Raw genomic sequence first — 26,497 nt, forward strand, 5'->3', positions numbered from 1 at the left:
ACTATTATACCTATTGTTTGCAATTTGACAGTCTAATACAACAAGTTTCTAATGCCAGCCAAAAGAAAACTCGCTGCAATAATGTTTACCGACATTGTCGGTTATACAGCTTTGATGGGATCAGATGAGGATAAGGCATTTGAAGTGTTGGAAAAAAGCCGGGATATTCATATCAAGAGCATCAATCAATTCAATGGCAAACTTATCAAAGAAATGGGCGATGGTATGCTAGCTCAATTTGATAGTGCAATTGATTCGGTGTTGTGCGCTATCGAAATACAAAAACAGGCAGGACAGCAAATCAAAGAGAAAATTCGGATCGGATTACATCTTGGTGATATCACTTATGATCACGAAGATATTTTTGGAGATGGGGTAAATATTGCCTCTCGATTACAATCGGTCGCAGACCCGGGAGGTATTTATATATCGGAATCTATCCAAAAATCTATTCGGGCCAAAAGCGCTGTTAACACGAAATATCTGGGTCAGGTCAAATTAAAAAATGTTGATTATCCGGTAAACACCTATTCTATAGTTGAAGAAGGGCTTCCAATCCCGTCTCCTGCTAAAATAGAGCAACTTAAAGGAAGATCTCTGTTTCATAAGCTTAGCAGGTCCGCTTATACTTATATTATTCTATTATTGTTGATTTTTGCAAATGGACCCTGGATACGAAATGCCTTCAAAACTGAGGCCGCTCCAATATCATCATTGCTTATTCTGCCATTTGACAATTTTACCGGTGATGAATCACTGGAATATGTTGTTGCAGGAATACATGATGCTTTAATTGGTGATGTGGGAAAAATAAGTGCATTGAGAGTACCTTCTAAACGAACGGCCAATGCCTATCGCAACGTAGAAAAATCGATCCCTCAAATAGCCACTGAGCTCAATATCGATGCTGCTGTAGAAACTTCCGTAACCTGCTATGGTGAAAATATTTGTATTCAGGTAAAATTGGTAAGTGCTTTTCCTGAAGAGAAGCAGTTGTGGGTACACGATTTTAACATTGAGAAAGGACAGCTTTCTAATCTTACCAAAAGAATCTCAAGAGAGATATCCCAGCAAATTAATTTAAATCTGACCCCTCAGGAAGAAAAATTGCTATCTGAAACTAAACCTATAGACCCTGATGCTTACGAAGCTTACCTAAGGGGTATGGGCCACTGGGAGCTAGGCACAAAACCAGACCTTGACCGTGCCATGGATTATTTTCAATTGTCTAGAGAAATTGATCCGAATTATGCCCTTGCCTACCTGGGAATTTCCAGAACTTGGGGAGCTTATGTGCAACATGGGTTTTTACCCTATAATGAAGTCTCCGAGAAAGAAGAAGCTGCACGAAATAAGGCCCTGATGTTAGACAGTTCGCTGGTAGAAATTCATGCCAGAATGGCCGTCTATAATACCTGGGGGGATTGGAATTGGAAAAAAGCTGAACAAGAGTTTTTAAAGGCCATTGAATTAAATCCAAATTACGCCTTTTCACAGGCATATTACTCACACTTTTTAGCAATAATGGGCAATCCCGAAAAAGGGCTTCCACATAGTGAACTCGCTATGGAGTTAGATCCATTTAATACATTATATATTTCAATTCACGGGCAGGCACTCAAAAATGCCGGTAGGTTCGATGAAGCCCTTGAATTGTTGCTAAAGCTATATGAAATAGAACCGGATCAGGGTATTGCACTCCCGGCACTATGGGCAGTCTATCATGAATTGGGTGATAAGAAAAAGGCACTCGATATTGCAAAAAAAATATATAAATTAAGGGAAAATGAGTCGGCTCTGAAAGCTATTGATCAGGGCTTTGAAGAAGGCGGCTATAATTTGGCCATGCAGCGTACTGCAGAGATGATGATATCTAAGAGCGATTCAGTATATTATCCTTTAGGGCAAATAGTTACACTATATTGCCGAGCAGGTATGAAAGAAGAGGCCTTGGAATGGCTAGAAAAAGCATATGAAGAACATGACAGCAACATGCCTTATATCAGTGTAGATCCTCTTTTTGACTTTTTACGCAATGAACCTCGATTTCATAACCTCCTGAAAAAAATGGACTTACCTGTATTAAAAAAATAGTTCCATAAGGGGCATCTACAAATCACCGTACAAATTAGATATATATGAGGAGCATTTTTCTATTATTAGCTGTGTGCCATGGCCGATGATCTTTTGGTTATTAAGGAGATAATTGACTTCAAATGAGTGGTTAATTTATTTGAAATTGTTCTTGCACTAATTTTTTCCTTATTTTCAAGTTGAAGTTTCAATAACTTAAAATACAATCTTTATTTATGTTGTTAAAAAAAATATTACTTGTTCTTTTATTATCGTACCATAGTTTAGGTGCACAAGATACCTTAAGCCTTCAGCAAGCTGACCAAATACTTAATAAAGCTCCGGTTGTTTTAAATAATGATACGCTATTTTACTTTAAAAATGGCACCGAAACCTATCCAGTTCAAGTTAGAGCCAACGAGGCTTCATTAAGGTTAAAAAGGCTAACTGCAACTTATAATCCTTTACTTGATAGTTTATGGCTTCAGCAAAATAATGAATTTGTTGAAATAATGTTAAACAATGATTTGGCGTTGGTTACCACATTACAGGATGCAGTGAGCGATAGTACAACCACATTCAATCTGGCTGAGGTCAGGCTTGCGAAAATAAAGAATAGTTTGCGAGGTACCGAAGGTTTAACAACAAAAGAATGGGCAATTCGAATTGGATATTTTGCCCTTTTGCTGGTAATCTTAATTCTATATATTAAACTGATTAATTGGCTATTTAGGAAGATAAATTTAAGATTGTCTAAAGTAGAGCGTAAATTTTTAAGAAAAAAGACCAATATTTTAAAATATTTTATACCCAAAGACACGGTCAATATATTCGTGTTTATTTCCAATATCCTGCGTATTGGTGTGATTGTAATTACCTTTTTTATTTATGCACCATTTATGTTTAGTTTTTTTCCTTGGGCAGAAAATGTAGTAAACTTGTTTTATGGCTATATTGCAACTCCTATTAAATATATCTTTTTTGGTTTTATAGATTTTATTCCATCCCTATTTTTCATTTTAATTATTGCCTTTTTTGCTCGTTATTTTGTCAGAGTTATCAATGAAATTGCTAATGATGTTGAAATCGAAAGATTTAAACTTAAAAACTTTCATAGAGATTGGGCTAAGCCAACAGGGAAGATATTTTCAATACTGATCTATGCCCTGGCACTAATATTAATTTTCCCATATTTACCAGGCTCTGGTTCCTCTGCATTTCAGGGGATTTCTATATTTATTGGAGCTCTTATTTCATTTGGTTCCACCTCTGCCATTGCCAATATTATAGCAGGAATTGTTATAACGTACATGCGTCCTTTTCAAGTTGGTCACCGAATAAAGATCGACAATATTGTAGGAGATGTAATTGAAAAAACAATTCTTGTTACCCGAATCAGGACTACAAAAAAAGAGGAGGTTACTATTCCAAATGCAAAAATTTTAACTGGGACTATTGTCAATTATTCAAATGAAGACCATAAACCAATAATACTGCATACTACTGTAACTTTGGGCTATGATTTACCATGGGAAACAGCAGAGGAATTGTTATTGGAGGCTGCCTCTAAAACGGAATTTATTTTAAAGGAACCCAGGCCTTTTGTGCTACAAAACAGTTTAGACGATTACTATGTGTCTTATGAACTAAATGCATACACGCTCAAACCTAAAAAGATGCCACTAATTTATTCTGAAATACACAAGAATATTTTAATTGCCTTCAATAAGGCTGGCGTTGAAATACTTTCACCTAGCTATGTTGCTGCGCGCGATGGAAGTTTAACTACAGTGCCTGGCAAGTTAACCACCGAAGACAAATCACCACTACACAAAATTGTGGACCACTTAACGGGTCAAAACCAAAAAATGACAATAACAAAGCCAGATGACAATATGAAAAGTTAGATGGATATTATTTTCAGCAATTGAAGATATCCTTAAAACAAAAAATCCAACCACTTTCGTGAATGGATTCTCTTGGTCGGGCATGCCCAGCAAAGTTCATCTTTGATGAATGTAGTTGGTGCGGCAGGATTAACTGAGTTGATCCCGTATAGGGGTTCTTGCTCAAATTAATCCAATACAGGTTGTCGCCTCACTTTCCTTTTTGTTTATGTACTTCATTTGTTTGATATTTGACAACGGTCTTGTATAATCAAAGTAGCGGGTTTTACATGCTGGTTTTTCGGTCGCATACTGACTTTTATTTTATAAATCCCATTTTGTTTTTAGCTCTTAAGCTACTATTTTTTATTTACAATGTTACCCACTGTTTTTCTTCCAAATTTTATTTTATTCGTGCCCATTATTAATAGCCACAAACAAATTCCGATTTCTCCAAGAGTTGCAGGTTTTCCTACAATATCCGATATAATTGTGTTATTAAAATCTGAATATAGGAAACCTCCAAAAAATGTTATCAAATAACCAAAACAACCAGCCATTAATAGTATTCCTAAAAGTTTTGGTAAGAAACCTGATTTATAAACCAGATATCCAAAAGGGAATAGCCAAAGTCCCCAGAATATTTGAGAGATTTCAATTCCGTTGTAATATTTATCTATATGAAACATTACCTGGGTTTGAAGTTCGCTTAACCCAAGTTTTTCTAAATATTCAGCCTTATTGATTAGCGTTAAAATTGAAAATTTGTTTAACATATTTACAAAAGAAATTGGCACACTTACCAATACAAAAATTACCATTAGCTTGGCATAAACTTCATTTACTTCGTGTAAGAGTTTGTAAAGAGCCAACGGTAAAGCTATATAAATCAGAAAAGTAATAATGTTAATGACAATTCCTAATCTAAACAAGAATTCAGAATTTGATATGTTCTCAAATGTTTTTGATGCACTTTCCCAAACTATTAACTGGGAAGGAATATATGCAAGGCTAATTATTCCGCCTATTATTAGTATTAAATATAGTATTCCGGCTACTCTAGCTGTCTTATTCCTTGATGTCATAATTATATATTTAAATTTGCACTTCTTTAGGCCATTTCCAGGCGTACCAAACAATTAAAGCAGTTATAATACTTTCTAAGAATGCTAAAAAAACGTAGAATAAGTACCACTCGTTAGTTGAAATGATTCCTATAAACACCATCATTAAAGTAAATAATGTTCCAAATAAGATATTAAGAATTCGGTTTATTTTTGGTTTAAGGAAAATTGAAGCTGCCACCATTACAGATGGAATCGCCAAAATTATAGACGCTAATAATAATATGGTGGGACTATTCAAATTATTATCGCCTGAAATTAAACTGTTTACTTTATCAGGTGTGTATAGTTCAAAATAATCTCCATATAAATAGCAGAAGGTTACTGAAGCCCACAATGCAGCAAGTTTAATTTTGATGTTTACTTTTGGATTTTCTAACATTTGGAATGCTGTTTTTTAATTTTCAATTTTACTTTGGCTCTGAATGAAGACGTTTCACCCCAAGTTTTGTTACAAGCAATATCGTGCTAATAATTGATAACGAAGGAATATAATCAATGATCATATATCTTTTATGCATACAGTAACACAATCAAATTTATACTTTTATTGTACTTTGAATTCAACAGGAAATAAAAACAAATTATTTTTTCTCCCCCAACCAATCTTCTCGATTCTTTTTGGTTTTTTTATCCAGTTCTATATCGTCTTTTTCAAATAAGGATAAATTATAGTCTGGGCTTTTTGCCAACGTTAGGGATGATTCCTTAGTTTCTCCGTATCGTTCATAAATAATTTTGACGGTATCCCCTGGTTTGTATGCACTAAGAATCTCGTCCCATTTTGAATCCCCGTTTAGTTTTACAGTACCTAGCTGTAAAATTTTATCGGCCTTTGTGAGTCCGGCATTATAGGCCGGAGTATCGAAGGGAGGATATTCGCCCAATTTGTGTTCTTCATCGAGGTAGGTTCCAAAAAATACCTTGTCATCGTTTGTTGTTAAGGTTACCCCAACATTTTTAAGCAAAGTCTCATAATCGGGCATACCACTTTTATAAATGTAATTATTGAAAAAAGCATCACCAAATTCCTTTCCTGCATAGGTGTTCAAGGTTTTGTGTAAATCATCGTTAGTATAAAATTTGGAGGTTTTGCCATAAGTAGTCCAAACCAGTTTCATATAATCGTCCAGATTTAGTTTTTGCCCGCGCAGCGCCAGATCCAGTGCAAGTCCGAGCTTATGTCCGTAGTTGTAGTAGGAAATAAAGGTATTTCTACTATTGGTTTCATCTACAGACTCGGCAGCATCCTCGAAGGGTGCCTGATAGCTCATTTCGACGGGGTTGTAAAACCGCCGGCCAGTTGAGTTCCAAACATAACTAAATGAACCGGACAGCCAATTAAGATATCCTGCTTGCTCTATTAATCCTGCCCTGCATAAAATCAAACCTGCATAATAGCTAGTGAACCCTTCAGCGAACCACAGCTCACCGCTCATGTTGGCCTTTTTGAAATCAAAAGGTTCCAGGGATTTAGGTCTGAGGCGTTCTACGTTCCAGGCATGGAAGAATTCATGGGTTACCGTTCCGATGTTTCTGTCGAATCCCGGATCGCTTAGGTTTCTTGTAGAAGTGCAAACGGTAGAATTTCGATGCTCCATGCCGTCGCCGTCTACTTGGGGCATGTAACAGGCTAAAAAGGTGTACTCCCCGAAATCAAAAGTGGGAAGCTCCCCATAAACGGCTACCTCTTGTAATACTACTTTCTTTACCTTTTCAAAATAGGAATCGAACTCGCCTTCAGTTCCCTTATGATGTAATACAAAATTTATGGTTTGCCCATCGATATCAAATGAACGTCGGCTATGATTACTAATTTCCACTGGACTGTCCATAAAATATTGAAGGTCCTTGGCATAGAAGGTATTCCCATTTAGGTGCTTGAGTTGTGTGGCAATCTTCCAGCCCAGATCTTCGCGAACATTAAAAATTACTTCAATCTCATTTTTTGATAAAACGGGTACATACATAAAAGTCGCCGGAATATTCAAATGTGCATGTGTTTCATCTACCTGTGCGTAGGTTCCGTCCCCATGATTGGCGAATAGGGTATAGGTAACATGAATAGTTCCATCATGCCCCTTTGTTAACCAGGAATAGGGGTCGGGTCTGGTAGTACCCAACACTTTCCCCTTGCTATCGGTCACTTTTACGTTGTAGACGTTTTTTGCAAACTCGTGTAAGGCGTAGCGCCCGGGAGAGGACCTACTCATTCTAAATTCGACTTCATCGGTCTTTAAATTTTTGAAGGTGGCATGAACCTTAGCTTCATGGTGTACGGCATTGTCAAAGGAGATATCATACAGGGTGGATATTTGGGCATTACTAATTTGAATACCTGTGCATACGATGAGGGCAAAAAGAAATTTTTTCATTGGATTTTGATTGATTTTTTTAGTTCCTATTAGGGACTTCGGTTTTCTTAGATCGTTACAGTTGTTTTTCAAAATTGCATTATTCCCAAAAATAATTTATTTCTAAAATTTGACCTCAGAAGTAAATAAGTATTTCGTGCTCCGCGCAGTACCTTAACTTAATTGCCTGGACCTTTTCTTGCTCCATTACCAATCATCCATTCACCATCTTCTTAATGCTCCCCTTTGTCAGATTCCTTAAAGCTCATGGCGTTTTCCAATGAAACCATATTGGCTTCTCCTTAAACAATGTGTTTTTATGCGATATCAGCTGAAACTAAATTCAAAACTAGTACATCATCAGCATTATATTTGAATAAAAAAGGCCGGTAGCATAATTCTAACTACCGACCTTTTACTATCCTTTTATATTCGTTTATTGATAAACTCTTATATAATCCACTTCCATGGTGTCTTGGGTAAACCCACTATCAATAGCTCCTCCAAGTGTACCGCCCATGGCGATGTTCATTATGAAAAAGAAATCGGCGTTAAACGGAGTTGTAGAAGAATTCACAAAACTGGTATGGATAAATTCATCATCGACTACGAACTTGATGCTGTCTGGAGTCCATTCCACCGTGTAATTATGAAATTCAGTTGTTGCTGTAGATATGGGGATAGAACCAGTTACCGCAGTTCCACCAAAGTTACCTGGATAATGTAAAGCACTTGAAACAATATTGACACTGTTTCCAACATGTTCCATAATATCTATTTCGCCACAATCTGGCCATCCAACTGTATCGAAATTAGCGCCCAGGGCCCATAGTGCAGGCCATGTGCCTCCACCAGCGGGAAGTTTAGCCCTAATCTCCACACGACCATAAGTAAACTCATATAAGTTCTCGGATTTGATTCGTGCAGAAGTAAAGGCACCTACAGGACTCACTCCAAAATCGAAGAATACAACAATACGATCAAAGTTAAATGCCGGAGCCGCGCTAAAATCAAAAGTCAGAGTTTCCCAACTTTCAGACACAGTGGTATTCATGTCAACTTCAAAATTTTCATCAGCATTGGCAGAATTTTCAAGTTTTAGTTTTACAACCGCGCCCACCGTTGGGGACCAGGTTTTCATACTTATACTTGAATAGGTTGTCAGATCCAATGGAGCTGACACATCAAAGAATGATCCGGCAAAAGTTTCAGCACCTAAAGGTTTGGTCGACTCTCCTACCAATGCAGATGTATTTTCACCAGTGGCATCCGGATTGGCCACAACCTGTGTAGATGCCCCTCCAAAACCTGTAAAAGTTGGTGCGGTTCCTTCGAAATCATCAACTGTCGAAGTGGCTCCTCCAGTGGCAACCAAAGTAATATCATCAAAATAGTGTACCACGGCTTCTCCGCCTTCAGACTTTGCTGTAATCTTTAGCATTCCCCCTTCGACGACAACATTTTCAGGATCATCAGTATAGGTCTGTACCTCGTTATTTCCCCATCCTCCTGCACCAAGATCGTAGGTCCAATTGGAAGGATTAGGTGCACCGTCTACATCAAATTCATCTGACCATACCAAATCAGTATAAATGCTTTCAAGCTTTTCATCTCCGCCTCCTGTTGCGGGTTCTGAGGAAAATCTATGATACCACGCCAAATCTGGATTGAGGGCGTCATATGTGCGCACATATAATAAATCTTCGCTTATGGATAGAATTTCATAGGTCGAAGACCCAACGTAATATCCCATAAACCCGTCATCGGAATAATCTATTTGTGTTCCTGTCGTTTCTGCCTCGGGTACATTGCCCTCAACGGATGATAGGGTAACCGTTTTGGTACCCGAAGTATCAAAATCATAACAAAAATCGTCGACCTCGGTACCTCCCACCACATCTTTATACGCGGAATTGAAAAATGTCTGTCCCTTGTTATCGAGGGAATAGGATATTACATCGCCATCGACTGAAAAGGTCAGTTCATCATCACATAGGCAATCCGAATCAGGGCTGCCACATTTTTCGAAAGCTTGGGCTGAATACCATTTGGGATACCACCAATCTCCGTCTATTCCTTCACGTGCAGGACCTACCCCGAGGTGTCCCGGTTCTGCCGCCGCCAAATACCAGGTTTTTGACCCACCGTTGGTCAGATATGAAATTATCTCGGCAAACTCAGACGGTTCCCCGTCAACATTTACTTCTATTTGAATTGTCTCCGAAACATTTAAGCCCCCAGCTCCATTTGCTGTTACAGTAACACTATAGGTATTCTGTCCTCCCATTTCATAGAACTTTACCACATTGCCGGTTAATGATTCTTGAGATGTACCGTCACCAAAAGCAAATGTATATGAAGAGGCATTTGTTGCCTTTGCCTCGAACGTAACCTTTCCGGAACCATCATTACTAATTTCTGATGTAACTACAAGATTAGATGGGGTCAACATCGCGGGGGTTTCCTCTGAACAACTCAATAAAATCACAAAGAATGTCGAAATAATGTAATTGATATTTTTCATATTTTTCTTTTTTAAACTCGTTACGGCTTTGTTTTAGAAATTAGTTCTGGTCTTGAATCAAACACTGGAATATTTTCCGCTGTTAAAATAATTTGCAATATAATAGTTTTGTAAGGAGAATCCATATTAATTACACTTAACACATTATCCAGAGCCAGCCACAAATTGTGTTCGACATCCTCATAGATAGACAGTACCGTATTGTTATTCAGGTCTTTTTCTTGTCTGTCTTCTTTGTTTTCACCGCTTTAGTGCCTGGCAGCACTACGCTCTAAAAACAAAAAATCCAACCACTTTCGTGATTGGATTCTCTTGGTCGGGGTGGCAGGATTCGAACCTGCGACCTCCTGCTCCCAAAGCAGGCGCGATAACCGGGCTACGCTACACCCCGAGTGGTGTAATTTTCAGTTTTGAATTCCAACCGGAATCATTTAATGAACTTTTGCGGAAATGTCCGCTAAAGCCCGCCGGTTCCGCACCTTGGCGGAAAAAGGCTGGCGAAAGCGGAGAGACTGGGACTCGAACCCAGGCGACACTTGCGCGTCGACAGATTAGCAATCTGCTCCGTTACCACTCCGGCACCTCTCCTGTATTTTTTAAATGAACGTGCATTGTAAAATGCGGATGCAAATGTAATTCTTCATATCCTGGAACGCAACTTTTTTATTGAATTTTTAAACGATAACATTCACATTTCAAACTTTCTTAGATTATTAAAATTCCTAAAGGATAAACCCCCAGTTTTTTATACGCTTCAAACAAATTAATTTAACTAAATTCAGGATCTAATACTATTTCAATTGACCATTTAATCGTTTAGCTATTTTTTAAAATGAAACCTTGAATTGAATAACAATACTATAAATGAAAAGAATCTCTTCTTTTATCAAACAAGCAACAATTATACTTTATCTGCTTTCTATTCAGTCCTGTTCTGCACAGTCCCAATTGATCGCCGATGAAAAGGAAACTGTTTCAGTAGAAAATTTGCAATATTACCTGTATTTTCCAAAGGGATATGAAGAGACTGAAAGCGAAAAATTCCCACTACTTTTATTTTTACATGGGGGAGGAGAAGCTGGCGGCACCCTGGAAGATCTTAAAACTAATGGTCCTCCTAAACTTTTGGCAGAAGGAAAGGAATTCCCTTTCCTAATACTGGCCCCTCAAAATCCATATAAAAGAAAATGGTGGAATACCAGGGCAGTGATGCAATTATTGGATACCATAATAGAGACAAATAGGGTAGATATAGACAGAATTTATCTTAGTGGTTTAAGCAGGGGTGGTAGTGCTGCCTGGGAACTTGCTGTACAATACCCCGATAAGTTTGCAGCTCTGGCTGTAGTATGCGGAATGACCCCGGTGCCCTATGCAGCCTGGATTAATAAAAAGCTGCCCATATGGGTATTTCATGGAACTGAAGATAAATCCATACCTATTTCGGAATCTGAGGACATGGTTACAAAGCTTAAGGAAATGGGCTATGATGTTACATTTACCAGATATGAAGGGGTAGGGCATAACGCATGGGTCCGGGCTTACAATACTGAAGAATTGTATGAGTGGTTAATGAAACAAAAAATGACAAAAGAATAGCTCCTCACAACAATATTAATCTTTAAAATTTTAGATATTTTGTACAGGTTTCCCGATGAATACATAGTATATTTAATGCGGAAAAACAAGAGGCTTGATGTATAGAAAAATAATATGGGGATTAGCCATCAGCTCTGGAATACTGGCACTTGTATTATTGATTTTGGGGGATTTTAATAAACTGGGCCCTGTTTTGATACTTTTTTTTCTATCACTGGCTCTGGCGATAAGAAACGTTGATTCCTTGAAAGGGTTTTCCTTTACCATTTTAATATTTGCAGCAGTGACTGCTTCAATGTTCTATCCTGAATTTTTTTCCAAAGCAGGGAACTTCGACCTTAAAAAACTAATAGTACCTCTTCTAATGCTAATTATGTTTGGAATGGGGACAGCGATGAGTCTTCAGGATTTCAAAGGAGTTGTAAAAATGCCTAAGGGTGTTTTAGTGGGTATTGTGTGTCAGTTTACGATTATGCCATTTGTGGGCTATGGATTAGCTACGGTATTTGGATTTCCCCCTGAAATTGCCGCCGGAATTATTTTAGTAGGTAGCTCTCCCAGCGGTCTGGCTTCTAATGTCATGGCCTATATTTCTGGAGCAAACCTGGCACTTTCGCTCACTTTAACTGCGGTAGCTACCCTGTTGGCACCACTTTTTACGCCTTTGCTGATGAAGATTTTAGCGAATCAACTGGTGCCTATAGATTTTTTGGGAATGCTTTGGAGTATTGTAAAAATCGTTATTTTACCAATCATTGCCGGACTGGTATTTAATAGATTTGCCCATGGGAGATTTAAATGGCTCGATAAAGCAATGCCGATAGTCTCTATGGCAGGAATTGCAATTATCATTACAATAATAACTGCTGCAGGAAGGGATTCGCTCCTAACACTTGGATTACTTTTGATAGTCGCCGTTATTTTACATAATTTAATTGGCTATTTATTTGGTTATTGGGGAAGCAGAGTATTTGGCCTTGACAGGAAGTCGGCTCGTACTGTAGCATTTGAAGTTGGTATGCAAAACGCCGGACTAGCCTCAGGCATTGCACTGGAAATGGGGCGCGTGGCCACAATGGGTCTGGCCCCAGCTGTCTTCGGGCCCATGATGAATATTACCGGATCGAGTTTAGCAACCTGGTGGCGTGGAAAACCTATTGAGGAATTGGCTAAAGAGGCAGATTTGTTGTAATATTATTTAATTGGAAACAGGCTAGGGGATAATCATAAAATTTGAATATTATGAGTAGGTTATTTTGTCTTTATGGAACTTTGATTCTTTTTGTTACTGCAGGTTGTAAAGAAGCTGTCCCTGCCATTGCTGATACATTTAGCACTCAAATTAGACTAAACCAAATAGGTTATTATCCCGACGCAGTTAAAAAAGCGGTTGTTACTGCTGAATTGGAAAATGGAAAATTCAGTATAATTGATAGTGAATCTGGTGAACCTGTTTTTTCCGGCGAACTCTCAGAAACATTAGACTGGAGAATGGCGGGAGAGCAAGTACGTATTGCTAATTTCAGTGAACTTACAATGGCGGGATCTTATCATATTTATATTAAAGACGTTGGATATTCTTTTCCTTTTGAAATAAAAGAAAATGTTTTACTTCCTGTTTTCCAGGGATCTATAAAGGCTTTGTATTTTCAAAGAGCCGGGATGGCCCTGGATGAAAAACACGCCTCCCAATGGAATAGAGCCTCAGGGCATCCGGATGATTCTGTTTTGTATCATCCTTCCAGTGGTAAACAAACCGGGAGTTTAAATTCCCCCAAGGGCTGGTATGATGCCGGAGACTATAATAAGTATGTGGTTAATGCCTCCTTTCCGTTAGGCCAGTTCTTTTTGCTTGAAGAACAATATCCGAATAGTGTTGCTGATGGGGATTTAAATATACCTGAAAGTGGTAATACCATTAGTGATTATTTGGATGAGCTGAAATATGAAATGGACTGGGTTTTGACTATGCAGGATGATGACGGGGGAATGTTTCACAAACTGACCACTAAAAGTTTTGAAGGGATGGTAATGCCTAATAAGGCAACAAATCAAAGATATATTGTGGGTAAAGGTACCGCTGCCAGTCTCGATTTTGCGGGCGCTGCAGCTCAAGCTGCTCGAGTTTTTATGCCTTATGATTCTATATATGCCCGGAAATGCCTGCAGGCAGCTAAAAGGGCGTACAACTGGTCTGTATCTAATCCGCAAGTTGCATTTGTTAATCCTGAGGGTATTAGCACAGGGCAATATGGGGATACTAATTTTGATGATGAATTCTTCTGGGCCCGCGCACAATTATATGTAACTACTTCTGACACAACGTACCTTAGACAACTTAATAAAGATCAGATCGATTTTGCTTATAGCCCCGGAGATGGTTGGACAAAATTTATGAGGTTTATGGGGATATTCACACTTTTAGAAAACAAATCACTCGTTCCTGATGAGCTCTATAATGAATTAAGTGAAGGAATATTGAATACTGCAGACGCCCTTACTGCAAAAACAAAAACAAATGATTATTTTCAATGTGTCGATGATTTTCAATGGGGATCAAATAGTGATGTCCTTAATACAGCAATGATAATAGCCCAGGCTTACCGGTTACAAAATAAACCGGAATATTTAACAGCGGTAAGACAGGCTGCAGATTATGTACTTGGAACCAATGCTTTAGGATATAGTTTTGTGACTGGTTTTGGAGATAATCCCCCTATGTTTATACATCACAGGCAAAGTGCCGCTGACGGCGTAGTAGACCCCGTACCCGGACTGCTCTCCGGAGGACCAAATGATGACAAACAGGATATAGCTGCGGGTGTAATATATCCAGAAAATGCGACCCCTATGAAAAGTTGGGTGGATCATGAGGATAGTTATGCAAGCAATGAAATATGTTTAAACTGGAATTCGCCTTTGACTTATATCCTGGGCTTTCTGGAACAAGAATCAAAATAACCAAAATTATGAGAATACTAAAAACTTTTATCGCTTTAATAGGTGTTTGGGCCCTTACTGGAAGTACGGAAACCGCTTTTGCAAATACAACAACAGAAAATGACTCAAGTGCAGTACAAAAACCAAAACCTAGAAACGTCATTTTTATTCTTACAGATGACCATAGATATGACTATATGGGATTTACAGGGAAAGTTCCATGGTTGCAAACCCCAAATATGGATAAGCTGGCTGCAGAAGGGGCATACTTACCCAATACCTTCGTCACTACATCTCTGTGCTCTCCAAGCAGGGCATCTATTTTAACCGGCCAGTTCTCACATAGCCATACTATTGTGGATAACCAGGCTCCGGATCCTGGTAACCTGACTTATTTTCCGGAGTATTTACAGAAAGCGGGATATCAAACAGGCTTTTTTGGAAAATGGCATATGGGTGACCACGGCGATGCGCCACAACCTGGTTTTACGCATTGGGAAAGTTTCCCCGGACAAGGGGTCTATTATAATCCTACGTTAAATATTAACGGAGAGCGAGTAGCCTATAAAGATTCTACCTATATCACAGATCTTTTAACTGAACACGCAGTAGATTGGATGGATAAAAGAGATAAGAATAAACCATTCTTTCTTTATCTATCTCATAAAGCCGTACATGCAGGATTTCAACCTGCTAAAAGACATAAAGGCATTTATAAAGGGAAAAAGATAAAACTCCCTGCTACCTATGAACAGACCAAAACGGGAAAATACCGCGATTTAAAATGGCCACAATGGGTCGCTGACCAACGAATTAGTTGGCATGGGGTGGATTATATGTATCATTCTAACCGGGATTTATATGAAATGGTTGTAGATTACTGCGAAACCCTGCTGGGCGTTGACGAGAGTATAGGGACTGTCATGGAATATCTGAAAAAGGAAGGACTGGATGAGTCTACATTAATCATTTACATGGGGGATAACGGCTTTAGTTGGGGTGAACACGGATTAATAGACAAAAGGCATTTTTATGAAGAGTCTGTTAAAGTTCCTTTACTGGTTCGTTGTCCGGAATTGTTTGAAGGGGGTATAGTTCCCCAGCAGATGGTACAGAATATTGATATAGGACCTACAGTAATGGCTGAAGCGGGTGTTAAACAACCTGAGAATATGCCGGGGGTTTCATTTATTCCAATTTTAACCGGAAATAAAGATGTTGCTTCCCGAAAAGAGATATTTTATGAATATTACTGGGAGTATGATTTTCCTATGACTCCAACGGTTTTTGGCATGCGAACAGATCAATATAAGTACATAAAGTATCAGGGAATATGGGATAGAAATGAACTCTATGATTTACAGAATGATCCTGAGGAGATGTACAATTTAATTGCAGATCCTGATAAACAGGAAATAGCAAAATCTATGTCTTCGGCCATATATGACTGGCTTGAAGAAACCAATGGGATGAATATTCCATTAAAACGAACGGTTAAATATCGCTTTGGGGATTTTAAACACAAACAAGAACACTAAAAGTTTAGCGTTCTTGTTTCTTTGCCGGTATTATCAAAAAACTTGATTTGTTTTACGTTTGGATTCACTTCAACATGTCTACTGGACTGAGATTGAAATGAGGAGCCCCAATAATATTCCTGAATCTGACTGCTGTTATTCTTAAAATATAAGGCACATTTAACTTCATTAGCTCTTATTGGAACTAACTGAGGAGCCGGATTTAAATTTGTTTCGTAAACTTTTAGGAAATCATTGTTTTGTGAAGCAACCAGAATAGATTTTTCGTCGGCCACGCTTATTCTCACAAGACTTTTAGCATCGCCCGGTACGAAGAAATGACTCTCCTCCAGGGATACGGTTTCAAAACTTCCATTGCCTTTATTCTTCAATAACAAACCTATAAAAGCATCGGCAGGGCCTTGCTGTACTTCCATACCAAAATCATTCCCAACCAATGCAATATCCAATAGGTTATCATTATTAAAATCGGTTGTGATAATCCCATAAACCGGGGCTAGTTGAGCTCCAATAGGCAAGGGATGACTTTCAAAATGGCCATCTCCGAGATTTTCAATCCAGGATGTCTGCATATAGTTAAAAGTAAGCTTAGTGGCATCATCCAGAAGTCCATCAGGGAAAACTTCCGGCAAAGTGGCTTCACCAAATTCACCAAAGGAGTTAAAACTTTTCCGTATTCCTACATATTGCTTTACAACATCCTGCCACGGATGATACAGGTATTCTTTCTTTGTTCCAACACTATCCCTTAGATAATAGGAGATAAGTGGATCTATCATACCATTATCATCCAGATCCTTGGCATATAAGCGTACAGGGGTATCCTTATCGGCTTTAAAGTATATGTTTTTGCCAAAATTGCCGGCTACATAGTCTGTATCTCCATCGTTATCAAGATCTGCAGCGGCCAGGCTGTTCCACCAGCCAAAATTGTCCTGAACTCCACTGGATTCTGTTATTTCATGAAGTGTTCCACTTCTATTTTCAAAGAAACGAATGGGTTTCCATTCTTCTGCCAGAATTAGATCGGGCCAGTAATCCCCGTTGAAATCGGTCCATAAGGCATCACTTATAAGTCCCGGATATTGTAATTCGGGTGATACCTCCTCTGTCACATCAACAAAACGAACATTTCCCTGCGAACTTTCATTCCTGAGAATATAGGAACGATCTGCTTTTGGGTAAGCCATTGGAAGCACTCTGCTTCCAACAAAAAGATCAAGGTCTCCATCCCTGTCATAATCAGAAGCTCTGACTGTTGATGAATTGCTTCTCATATCCGGGATGCCTTCTGCGGATTCAGAAAACCTGCCGTTCCCGTCATTTAATAAAAGAATATCCTTGTATAATATATCCCCGGGCGGATACTGAGCGCATCCCCTGGCTATATATAAATCTAAATCCTGATCCCCGTCAGCATCAAAGAGCAGGGTGCCGGCATCTTCTTCTTCCAATTCGGCTCCTTGCTTGTAATTAACTTCCTTTTGAATAAAACTTCCGTCAATTTGCTGTATAAACCAGGCTTCGGCAAATTTTCTGCTGGCACCAAGAAACATGTCATCCAGGCCATCATTGTTTATATCGCCTACAGCAAGTGATGGACCATATTGAGAGAACTTATGGGGCAGTGTACGTTGAAAATTAAAATCAATGAAGTCAAGATCCCGACTTTCATATACCAGATTATACTTTTCAGCTGCTTCTTTAAACATAGGGATAAATAAGGAATCCTTGTTTAAGCCGGGTTCCAGCAAATCCGGATTATATGCTATATTGAGAACTCTGTTTGTTTCCTGAGTTTGTAACTTTTGAACACCACCCCCGGGCCAGATGATTTTTATAGAATCTACTGAGGATTTAGTGCCAAGTCCAAAGTGTAACACACTTTCAGGTTTGGAGAGATAACCTCGCCCCGAAATTAAAGACTTCTTCTGACGAATACCATCCGAATATATTTCAACCATACTGCCAAATGCAGCCGGATTTTTATCAGATCCTTTTAATTTAACCCTTAAATAATGGCTTTCAGGATTTATTTGAGACAGCTTGTTTTCCATTAGCAGGACAGGGTCATTTATATTGTTGATTACCAAATCCAAATCCCCATCATTATCAAGATCTCCATATGCCGCTCCATTGGAGTAGGTGCCAAAATTAAGGCCCCAGGAGTCCGTAACATCCTCAAAATTTAAGTCTCCTGTATTTCTGAACATAAAATTTGGAATTTTTATCTCAGGAATCGCTGCTATTAATTTTTCTTTACTAACCAATCTGCTGGCCGTGACCCGGAAATCTCCAAAATCTCTGTCGGTTACATCTTTTGGAAATCCATTCGTAATAAACAGATCCTGCCAACCGTCATTGTCGTAATCGGCAAAAAGTGGTGCCCAACTCCAATCTGTTTCCTGGACTCCGGCAAACAAACCAGTATCTCCAAATATGGGAAGTCCTGTTTCCGGATTAACACCCAGATTAAGTTGTAACGTGTTTCTGGTATACTGGGATTCGTAATTGTATTTTTTGGTAAAAATTTCTTTTTGATAGCTACTGGGCCCCTGAAATAATTTCTTTCGTTTGTTGTAATAGGGCTGCATTTCTGAAGTAAAAATATCCATATGCCCATTATTATTGACATCAGCAATGTCGCTACCCATGGAAGAAAGGCTAAAATGCTTAAAGATATCTCCGGCACGATTGGTAAACGTCCCATCCTGATTATTGATATAAATCAGATCATTACTCAGGAAATCATTGGCTACATAGATGTCCATCCAGCCATCTTCATTAAAATCATGAATTAGAGTACTATGACTATATCCGTGAAACCGAATTCCGGCTTCTTCTGATACATCCTTAAAGACAGGGTGGCCCATATTGTCACCCCATTCATTTTTATACAGCCTGTCCCGGCTAAGAGAAGTTCCATCGTCATCCAACGGACTAAACTGGCTTGGGTTTATTCCTTCAATCCTGTTTACGCCAATAAAAAGATCCAGATCACCATCGTTATCATAGTCAAAAAATTGGGCATGAGAAGAATAGCTGGTGTCTGCAATTCCATATTCCCTGGCCATTTCTTCAAATAGGGGAGTACCGCTATCATTATTACCCTGATTGATGTATAAGAGGTTCCTTCTTCTGTCCGGATTTTTGTAAAATGTGTTACAAATGTAAATATCCTGTTTCCCATCAAGATTAATATCAATTATAGACACCCCTGAGGACCATAACAGAGAATCTGGTTTATTTATCCCGGCATCTGAGGAGACATCAATAAATTTTAATTGTCCTTTATTGAGGAAGAAGCTATTATCTACCTGGTTGCCTGTGAGGAAAATATCGTCCAGACCATCACCATCCAGGTCTCCCAGCGCCACGCCAGAACCATTATAGACAAATTCATTGTCAAGGATATTAATAGAATCATTTTCGGTCAATGCATTGGTGAAATCCAGTCCAGAATTTTGGGGAGTAACACTTTGGAAAAGAACCGTGTTTTTTTCCGTGTTATCGCAGCTGGTTATTAGCATTAAGAGTAAGCAGATTGCCACTATAACAATTTTTATTTTCATTGGATCTGTATTTGATATCAACATACAAAAGTGCAAGAACCTCGTCACATGAACAAATAAAAAGGCCGCTTTTCAGCGGCCTTTTAAAAATTATATTTACAATAGTATTAGTACCCAGCATTCTGAGATAAAACATCAGAACCTTGAATATCTATTTGTGCTTGTGGAATAGGCATTAATTCGTTTTTACCGGCAGTAAAACTCGCACCACCAAATTTGGTAACAAGGAACTGTCCTTCATAAGCTAAATACGCATTTAAGGTTTCGGCTGCGATACCCCAGCGTACCAAATCAAAGAAACGGTGACCTTCACCAGAAAGTTCAAGCTTTCTTTCAAAACGAACTGCGGTTCTTGCAGCGTCCTGAGAAGCAAAGTCCGCTGCTGTGTACTCAGAGATATTGTAGTTCGCAGCATCTGTATCATCTGGATTTTTAACCCAATGCTCAGAAAGCGCTGCTCTTGCCCGTACCCGGTTTACATAATCCAATGCATTAGTCAATGATCCTGCTTCCACTTCAGCTTCAGCGGCCATAAGAAGCACATCAGCAAAACGAATTATTGTATAATTCATTATTGCATAACCACGAGTCCATGAACTACCATCTGTAAAACTGTTCTCTTGTGTTTTGTAATAGATGTATTTCTTAGGAGAAAAAGGACCCGCATAAGGGAAACTTCTAATCCATGCAGAACCAGGATGAGCTATCCAATCTAAGTAAGGGATGGTCTTTCTTCCAATCGAATGATCAATTCTTGGATCTAATGGGCCTGAATCAGGCACAAAAGTAGATTCATCATTTCCGTTTACAATTACGTGGAAAAATGAATTATTTACAGCATTCGCCGGGTCATTATAAGATTCATCTAACAAGGGTAAACCATTTGCTTGCGTTCTAAACGAATTAGCCAATGATATACTTGGTTGAAAGAATCCACAGCAATTACCCGGGCCATCAGGACCTGTGTTATAAGGATAGTTCAAATCATCAAAGTAATTTGCATTTTGAGTACTTCCCGTATTATTTGCAGCTTCAACATCCATAACAGATTCGGCATGGTTGTCATTTTCTGCATTGTATATTTGAGAATAATCATCTAATAATGCATATGCTAAACCATTTGAAGTAACCCCATTGGCAATAACATCGTTAAACCAGGTTATAGCTTCACCATACTTTCCCTGAAATAATTTAGCTTTACCCATATAAGCTGCGGCTGCCCATTTATTTACACGACCGGCATCTGTAACCTCAGGTAAATTATCATAAGCATACTGGAAATCTGCTTCTATTTGAGCCCAGGCAGTCCCGCTATTTGGAACAAGAATAACCTCCTCTGCCAGCAAAGTTTCATCAAAAACCGGGATGCTACCGAAATGTTTTTGAAGATCAAAATAAAAATGACCACGTAACATCCGTGCTTCACCAGTAATTCTGTCACGATCCGCTGCTACTAAAGCATCCGGGTTAGCAGTAACAGTTGCAAGAACCCTATTAGCCCTTGCGACTCCCTCAAAACGTCCACGCCATAGGTTATTCAAGTCACCACTGGTGGGATCAGTTTCATAACGTTGTATAGGGTTAATAGTTGAATAATCCCCGGCATCTGTTCCTTTATTGGCTTCACCACCCAGAATGGAACCGGTAATCCAATGGTTAGGACCTTCAAATCGATTGCCAAATACGCCATTCAAGGCAGCATAGGTTCCTATTAGAAGGGCTTCAATACCATCTGCTGTTCCTAACTGGGCATCACCCAAAGAACCAGCTGGTGGTACTTCTAAAAACTCATCGCTACATGAAACCCCTAAAACCAGGGCGCACATGACGATAATACCAAATTGTTTAATCTTTTTAATTGTCATCATAACTTTTTTTTTCAAATATAATTAAAAATTTATCATAATCTTTCATAATCAAGGTCTTAGAGTCCAATATTAACATTTATCATATACGATGGTGTTACCGGATAGTTACCCACATCAACACCAAATGCCGTATCAACATCTCCACCAACAACAGGGTCTAATCCACTGTAACCAGTTATGGTCCAGATGTTATTCGCAGAAAGGCCTAGTTCAAATTTGCTAAGTGTATTGGAATTGTCAACCAGTTGGCTAAAAGAGTAAGTAAAAGCAAGTCTTTGAAGTCTTGCATAACTACCGTCTTCTACATACCAGGAATTAGAAGCTCCACTTGTACTAAGATTTGAAGCACTTTCCCAGATAGGAGCAGCTGCGCTGTTACCCAATTCAGGGGTCCATGATTTAAATGCAGCAACACCTTTTGCAGAACCTTCAAAAGTACCAAAGAAATCTCTAAACCATTTTGATTGATTAAATATTTCCAAACCAGTAGACCAGTTCCAGAACATCTCCATCCTTAAATCCTTATATTTCAAATCTATGGTTGCACCACCGCTGTAATTTGCTACAGGATCGCCAAGATAGGTCCTGTCATCCGGGGTAATTGCACCATCTCCGTCAACATCTCTATATTTAAATCTACCAACACCGGCTCCATCCTGTGAAGGAGAAGAAGCAACATCTGCTGCACTTTCAAAGTATCCAATTACATCATAACCAAAAAAGGAAGATAACGGCTTTCCAATTTGGTTCCTTGTTGGAGCTATTCCTCTAAAAGAACCTCCGTCTAAAAAGTCGATACCTGGTGCAAATTCCACCACTTCGTTTTTAAGGAAGGTATTATTAACTGCAAATTCAAAAGTAAAATCTTCTGAGAAATTTCCTCTCCAAACCACTCTTAAATCAATACCTCGGTTTAACATTTCCCCAACATTTCTAGAAGGTGCACTCGCATAATTTCCTGTTACACCGGCCAAAGGCACTGTGAATAAAAGATCTTCGGTATCGCGTTTCCACCAGTCGAATTCAATGTCCAAATGGTTGTCAATAATAGTAGCATCAAAACCAATGTTGGTTGTTGTACTGGTTTCCCATTTAGCATCCGGATTTCCTATACGGCTGGTAGCAAAACCTTCATCGGCACCACTGTTTTGACCTCCTATTGGGTAAAAAGTATTCCCTAAATCAGAAGCAGCCAAAGAAAACTGGTTAGCAGGGTCTACATTATTAGAGTTACCCATTTGCCCCCAACCAGCACGGATTTTTAAATCCTGAAAAATGTTTTGGTTATCCATAAATGATTCACCAACTATTCTCCAGGCACCTGAGAATGCAGGAAAGGTACCATACCTGTTGTTAGCGCCAAAGACAGAAGAACCATCTCGACGAACAACCGCGGATACATAATATCTTTCGTCATAGTTGTACTGTACCTGACCAAACAAAGAACTAAAATTAACACCTTGTCTTATAAAACTTTGAACCACAGGGCTCTGCACAGCAGAAAGGGTTACAAAATCTAAATCTGTAGAGAACGGGTTAATACCAGAACCTTGAATTCTCCTTCCACGAGGAGCAGCTACTGGGGTATTTGTCCCTTCAATTGCCTCCTGACCTACTAATACTTTTAATTTGTGTTTGTCAGCAAATAATTTCTCGTAGGTAATGGTGTTCGTAAATGTCCATGAGAAACCATATTCTGAACCTTCACTAAAACTAAAACTTGCCTGTGGTTCAGAATCTCCTAAATACCTGTAATTGTAATCTCTGTTGGTAAAATTGTAATAAAAACCACCTATACTACTTCTAAAAGTAAAACCCTCAAAAGGTTTGATAAGTGCATAAAAATTACCAATGGCATTCACGTTAAACGCCTGATCATCACCTCTGTCTTGTGCTAATCTCCTTACCGGGTTACGCGGGTTGTTAAAACCTGCGGCTCTGGTACTGGCATAGCTGCCATACTCATCAAATACAGGGATAATAGTTGGCATACGATAGGCCGAAAGAATTTCAGATTCATCATTTGCAATACCTTGTCCTCCGTTACCACCTGTTTGGCCTACAATTGAATTATAGGTTACCTGCAGATTTTCACCAATACTTAACCAAGGTGCCAGATCAAATTCTGAATTAACACGTGCAGTATACCTGTCTTGTTTGTTGGCTAAAAGTATACCAGTTATGGACTGCATATTTAATCCTATATAAAAACGCCCATTCTCATTTCCTCCATCAAAACCAAGACTTAATCTAGTTTGCGGCGCAATCCTGGTAATTTCTCTATACCAGTTGGTTCCCTGAAGGTTTGGTGCGAATAAAAATACATTTTCAGGATCTGCTGCATAATTTGCATCAATAGTCGCACGATCAATGGCGCCATATACACCATTCTGTCCATCAGCATGCAGCCAATCAGGGAAAGTTGGTGTTGCATTTGAACCGTATTGCGGATGTGTATATTGCGGAGCAGTACCATTAGCTGCCGCATTGTTCCTATAACCAATATGTGTATAATTTGCCATATCCTGAGGGTTCAACATTTCCGGTGACCCTGCTACATTCGGATCTGTTACCCCACTTTGAATATTGATGGAAATTTTAGTTTTTCTATCTCCGCGGGAACCTTGTTTGGTAGTATATACAATTACACCGTTGGCAGCTCTGGCTCCATAAATGGATGCGGCCGCAGCGTCTTTAAGCACCGTGGTGGTAGCAATATCGTCCGGGCTTAAGAAATCTATAGATTGAATAGGTACCCCATCTACGACATAAAGTGGCTGGTTACCGCCAAAACCACCATAACCACGAACCCTTACCTGGCTGGTAGTTCCCGGCTGACCGTTGGTAATAACAGTAACACCAGCAACCCTACCGGCTAACTGTTGTTCCACATTACCTGAAGGAATTGCTGCCAATTCCTCAGCCTTAACGATAGATACGGCTGCCGTGGTTTCTCTTTTTGATTCAGTGGTATACCCTGTTACCACAACTTCGTCTAAGGCAAGTCCTTCTTCAAGAGTTGCATTTATAACATTAGAAGTTCCCACAGTTAGTTCTGCCGAATTATAACCGGTATAAGAAAATACAAGGACATCTCCGGCACTGGCCTGGATGGAATAATTTCCATCAAAATCAGCTGCGGCACCAGTCGAGGTTCCTTTAATTACCACATTGGCTCCAGGAAGCGGAACCCCACTTGCATCTGTAATAGTTCCTGTGATAGTGGATTGAAATGCTTCAATCGTAATTACTGTTTCGAGACTCGTTGTCGATGCTGCGAGAGCAAACGAACAAACAAGCCCCATAAGTAATGAAAAAATCTTGATACTGAACTTGCTGATTTTGCCAGCACAAGATTTTAACGAGTGATAATCACTTTTTAGAATCATAATCGTTTGTTGTTTAGTTAGCTTTAATTAATTGATTTTCACGGTTTTAAATAGCACTTAAAGCGAAAACGTTTGCGGTAAATGTTAAAATAAACCCTAAATTTTGGATAATATTAGTAAAATTATATGAATAATATAAAGAACGGTGACAATATTTTATCAATTAGTTGTCAAATAATGAAATATTAAGAATTTGTTATATATATAAATTTAACATTTTGTTATATTAGAAATGATAATGAGCTGGTACTACTTTTTTAATAAAACAACACCTTTTGGGGTTAACCAAAAGGCATTGCTTTCTACGCTACTGATACTACCTTATAATATAAAGAGTATCAAAATTGCAATCGTTCCCCTTTGATTTGCCTGTCAGAAACGGGAAACGCCGCGCTAATTCAAAAAAACCAAGCGCAGGTTGGGGAAACTATTTTTAATTCTGTAATTCATTCATTTCAATTAAGTTTAATATGCTTTTTACGGATTCATTGGTTGACAATCTATCTACGGGGCTATTTTTACAATAGTCGATCAAAATATTTATAGATGTCGTGGCTACATGTGTTCTTGTATCTGAAGACCCGTAATAGATAAAAATGGTTCCGTCATTATCCGCTATCCAACCATTAGAAAAAAGTACATTTCCCACATCTCCTACTATCTCTTTATCATTCGGAGCCATAAAATTACCCCCGGGCTGATAAATGACTTTAGATATATCTTGCAGATCTGTCATAAAAAGATATAATACATATCTTAAACCGGCAGCCGTATTGCGAACTCCATGCGCCAGGTGAAGCCAGCCTTCCTTCGTTTTAATTGGTGAAGGTCCCAATCCGTTTTTCAATTCATATATAGTATGGTATACTTTTTCGTTGATAATTGTCTCATCAACAATCTCAGGGTAGTTCATGTCCTCTATAAATCCAAGCCCAATGCCTCCTCCGGAACCAGTCTCAATAAATCCGTCCTGAGGTCTGGTGTAAAGGGCATATTTACCTTGAACAAATTCCGGGTGCAAGGTCACATTTCTTTGCTGGTTAGAGCCTGAAATTAAATCAGGTAAACGCGCCCAGTTTTTAAGATCTCTTGATCTGATGATGCCGGCATTTGCAATGGCAGAGGAAGTGTCCCCGTTTGGAGCATCCGGATTTTTTCTTTCGGTACAAAAAATACCATAAACAAATCCATCTTCATGAGCAATCAGGCGCATATCATATACATTAATATCGGGATCGTTTAATTGTGGAAGTAGTAAAGGTCTTTCCCAGAATTTAAATTTATTTATTCCATCCGGGCTATCTGCAAAAGCAAAATAAGATTTCCTGTCGCTGCCTTCAACTCTTACCACAAGGGTGTATTTATCTTTCCATTTAATAGCCCCCGCATTAAATGCAGCATTAACGCCTATTCGTTCTAAGCCAAATGGATTGGACTCTGCGTTTAAATCGTACCGCCAGTTTATTGGAATATGCTCGGCAGTAATCACCGGATACTTACATCTGGAAATTATCCCACTATTTTCCGGTATTGAATGATTAGGCATATTTATAAGTTGCTGATGATTTCTCATAAGCTGCTCATAATTCCAAATCCGATTTTGGTTTCTTAGCCTGGGTGTTTCCATCAC

The 26,497-nt window shown here is 38.8% G+C and carries 14 protein-coding genes and 2 tRNA genes; 6 read left to right on the forward strand and 10 right to left on the reverse strand.

The genetic code is table 11. The features are described from left to right. Positions 1–51: 51 nt before the first annotated feature. Positions 52–2,094, forward strand: coding sequence for an adenylate/guanylate cyclase domain-containing protein (locus tag ABJH90_RS16875; protein WP_348140193.1), 2,043 nt, complete (start codon positions 52–54; stop codon positions 2,092–2,094). A gap of 215 nt (positions 2,095–2,309) precedes the next feature. After that, entirely contained in the window at positions 2,310–3,980 is a 1,671-nt protein-coding gene (locus ABJH90_RS16880; RefSeq protein WP_348140195.1) for a mechanosensitive ion channel family protein, read from the forward strand. A 338-nt stretch (positions 3,981–4,318) separates the two neighbouring features. Here ABJH90_RS16880 and ABJH90_RS16885 read toward each other — a convergent pair whose 3' ends face one another. From ABJH90_RS16885 to ABJH90_RS16910, 6 genes are all read right to left on the reverse strand, one after another. Then, positions 4,319–5,044 (reverse strand): DUF4386 domain-containing protein, encoded by a 726-nt coding sequence (locus ABJH90_RS16885; protein WP_348140197.1) that lies wholly within the window; start codon positions 5,042–5,044, stop codon positions 4,319–4,321. 10 nt (positions 5,045–5,054) lie between these two features. Further along, the gene (locus ABJH90_RS16890; protein WP_348140199.1) at positions 5,055–5,465 is read right to left on the reverse strand and encodes a DUF6326 family protein; all 411 of its coding nucleotides are present in this window, start codon (positions 5,463–5,465) and stop codon (positions 5,055–5,057) included. Positions 5,466–5,667: 202 nt separating this feature from the next. Continuing rightward, positions 5,668–7,458 (reverse strand): PDZ domain-containing protein, encoded by a 1,791-nt coding sequence (locus ABJH90_RS16895; RefSeq protein ID WP_348140201.1) that lies wholly within the window; start codon positions 7,456–7,458, stop codon positions 5,668–5,670. Positions 7,459–7,873: 415 nt separating this feature from the next. Further along, complete coding sequence (locus ABJH90_RS16900) at positions 7,874–9,961, reverse strand: family 16 glycosylhydrolase (protein ID WP_348140203.1); 2,088 nt, start codon at positions 9,959–9,961, stop codon at positions 7,874–7,876. Between the two features lie 313 nt (positions 9,962–10,274). Further along, positions 10,275–10,352, reverse strand: a tRNA-Pro gene (locus tag ABJH90_RS16905). 113 nt (positions 10,353–10,465) lie between these two features. Next, positions 10,466–10,549, reverse strand: a tRNA-Ser gene (locus tag ABJH90_RS16910). Between the two features lie 276 nt (positions 10,550–10,825). Here ABJH90_RS16910 and ABJH90_RS16915 point away from each other — a divergent pair. From ABJH90_RS16915 to ABJH90_RS16930, 4 genes are all read left to right on the forward strand, one after another. Then, positions 10,826–11,560 carry a PHB depolymerase family esterase gene (locus tag ABJH90_RS16915; RefSeq protein ID WP_348140205.1) on the forward strand — a complete coding sequence of 245 codons (735 nt, stop codon included), beginning with the start codon at positions 10,826–10,828 and terminating at the stop codon, positions 11,558–11,560. Between the two features lie 97 nt (positions 11,561–11,657). Next, a complete protein-coding gene (locus tag ABJH90_RS16920; RefSeq protein ID WP_348140207.1) occupies positions 11,658–12,752 on the forward strand; it encodes a bile acid:sodium symporter family protein in 1,095 nt (364 codons plus the stop codon). Positions 12,753–12,802: 50 nt separating this feature from the next. Next, positions 12,803–14,521 (forward strand): glycoside hydrolase family 9 protein, encoded by a 1,719-nt coding sequence (locus ABJH90_RS16925; RefSeq protein ID WP_348140209.1) that lies wholly within the window; start codon positions 12,803–12,805, stop codon positions 14,519–14,521. 8 nt (positions 14,522–14,529) lie between these two features. Next, on the forward strand, positions 14,530–16,038 hold the full coding sequence (locus tag ABJH90_RS16930) for a sulfatase (protein WP_348140211.1): 1,509 nt from the start codon (positions 14,530–14,532) through the stop codon (positions 16,036–16,038). Here the strand turns inward: ABJH90_RS16930 and ABJH90_RS16935 are convergent. From ABJH90_RS16935 to ABJH90_RS16950, 4 genes are all read right to left on the reverse strand, one after another. Beyond that, positions 16,035–19,610 carry a VCBS repeat-containing protein gene (locus ABJH90_RS16935; RefSeq protein WP_348140213.1) on the reverse strand — a complete coding sequence of 1,192 codons (3,576 nt, stop codon included), beginning with the start codon at positions 19,608–19,610 and terminating at the stop codon, positions 16,035–16,037. The two genes, ABJH90_RS16930 and ABJH90_RS16935, sit on opposite strands and share 4 nt — an antisense overlap. Before the next feature lie 107 nt (positions 19,611–19,717). After that, positions 19,718–21,478 (reverse strand): RagB/SusD family nutrient uptake outer membrane protein, encoded by a 1,761-nt coding sequence (locus ABJH90_RS16940; RefSeq protein WP_348140215.1) that lies wholly within the window; start codon positions 21,476–21,478, stop codon positions 19,718–19,720. A 56-nt stretch (positions 21,479–21,534) separates the two neighbouring features. Continuing rightward, positions 21,535–24,867 carry a SusC/RagA family TonB-linked outer membrane protein gene (locus tag ABJH90_RS16945; protein WP_348140218.1) on the reverse strand — a complete coding sequence of 1,111 codons (3,333 nt, stop codon included), beginning with the start codon at positions 24,865–24,867 and terminating at the stop codon, positions 21,535–21,537. Positions 24,868–25,300: 433 nt separating this feature from the next. Then, a complete protein-coding gene (locus ABJH90_RS16950; protein WP_348140395.1) occupies positions 25,301–26,440 on the reverse strand; it encodes a glycosidase in 1,140 nt (379 codons plus the stop codon). Between the last annotated feature and the right edge of the window lie 57 nt (positions 26,441–26,497).

It is taken from the genome of Eudoraea sp. (assembly GCF_039969275.1).
In the GTDB taxonomy this organism is placed as follows: Bacteria; Bacteroidota; Bacteroidia; order Flavobacteriales; family Flavobacteriaceae; genus Eudoraea.

What these genes read in the sequence shown, in the direction of transcription:
- ABJH90_RS16880 (WP_348140195.1), top strand. Translation starts at nt 2,310, where the DNA reads ATGTTGTTAAAAAAAATATTACTTGTTCTTTTATTATCGTACCATAGT.
- ABJH90_RS16945 (WP_348140218.1), bottom strand. Translation starts at nt 24,867, where the DNA reads ATGATTCTAAAAAGTGATTATCACTCGTTAAAATCTTGTGCTGGCAAA.
- ABJH90_RS16890 (WP_348140199.1), bottom strand. Translation starts at nt 5,465, where the DNA reads ATGTTAGAAAATCCAAAAGTAAACATCAAAATTAAACTTGCTGCATTG.
- ABJH90_RS16930 (WP_348140211.1), top strand. Translation starts at nt 14,530, where the DNA reads ATGAGAATACTAAAAACTTTTATCGCTTTAATAGGTGTTTGGGCCCTT.
- ABJH90_RS16935 (WP_348140213.1), bottom strand. Translation starts at nt 19,610, where the DNA reads ATGAAAATAAAAATTGTTATAGTGGCAATCTGCTTACTCTTAATGCTA.
- ABJH90_RS16950 (WP_348140395.1), bottom strand. Translation starts at nt 26,440, where the DNA reads ATGAGAAATCATCAGCAACTTATAAATATGCCTAATCATTCAATACCG.
- ABJH90_RS16885 (WP_348140197.1), bottom strand. Translation starts at nt 5,044, where the DNA reads ATGACATCAAGGAATAAGACAGCTAGAGTAGCCGGAATACTATATTTA.
- ABJH90_RS16920 (WP_348140207.1), top strand. Translation starts at nt 11,658, where the DNA reads ATGTATAGAAAAATAATATGGGGATTAGCCATCAGCTCTGGAATACTG.
- ABJH90_RS16925 (WP_348140209.1), top strand. Translation starts at nt 12,803, where the DNA reads ATGAGTAGGTTATTTTGTCTTTATGGAACTTTGATTCTTTTTGTTACT.
- ABJH90_RS16875 (WP_348140193.1), top strand. Translation starts at nt 52, where the DNA reads ATGCCAGCCAAAAGAAAACTCGCTGCAATAATGTTTACCGACATTGTC.
- ABJH90_RS16915 (WP_348140205.1), top strand. Translation starts at nt 10,826, where the DNA reads ATGAAAAGAATCTCTTCTTTTATCAAACAAGCAACAATTATACTTTAT.
- ABJH90_RS16900 (WP_348140203.1), bottom strand. Translation starts at nt 9,961, where the DNA reads ATGAAAAATATCAATTACATTATTTCGACATTCTTTGTGATTTTATTG.
- ABJH90_RS16895 (WP_348140201.1), bottom strand. Translation starts at nt 7,458, where the DNA reads ATGAAAAAATTTCTTTTTGCCCTCATCGTATGCACAGGTATTCAAATT.
- ABJH90_RS16940 (WP_348140215.1), bottom strand. Translation starts at nt 21,478, where the DNA reads ATGATGACAATTAAAAAGATTAAACAATTTGGTATTATCGTCATGTGC.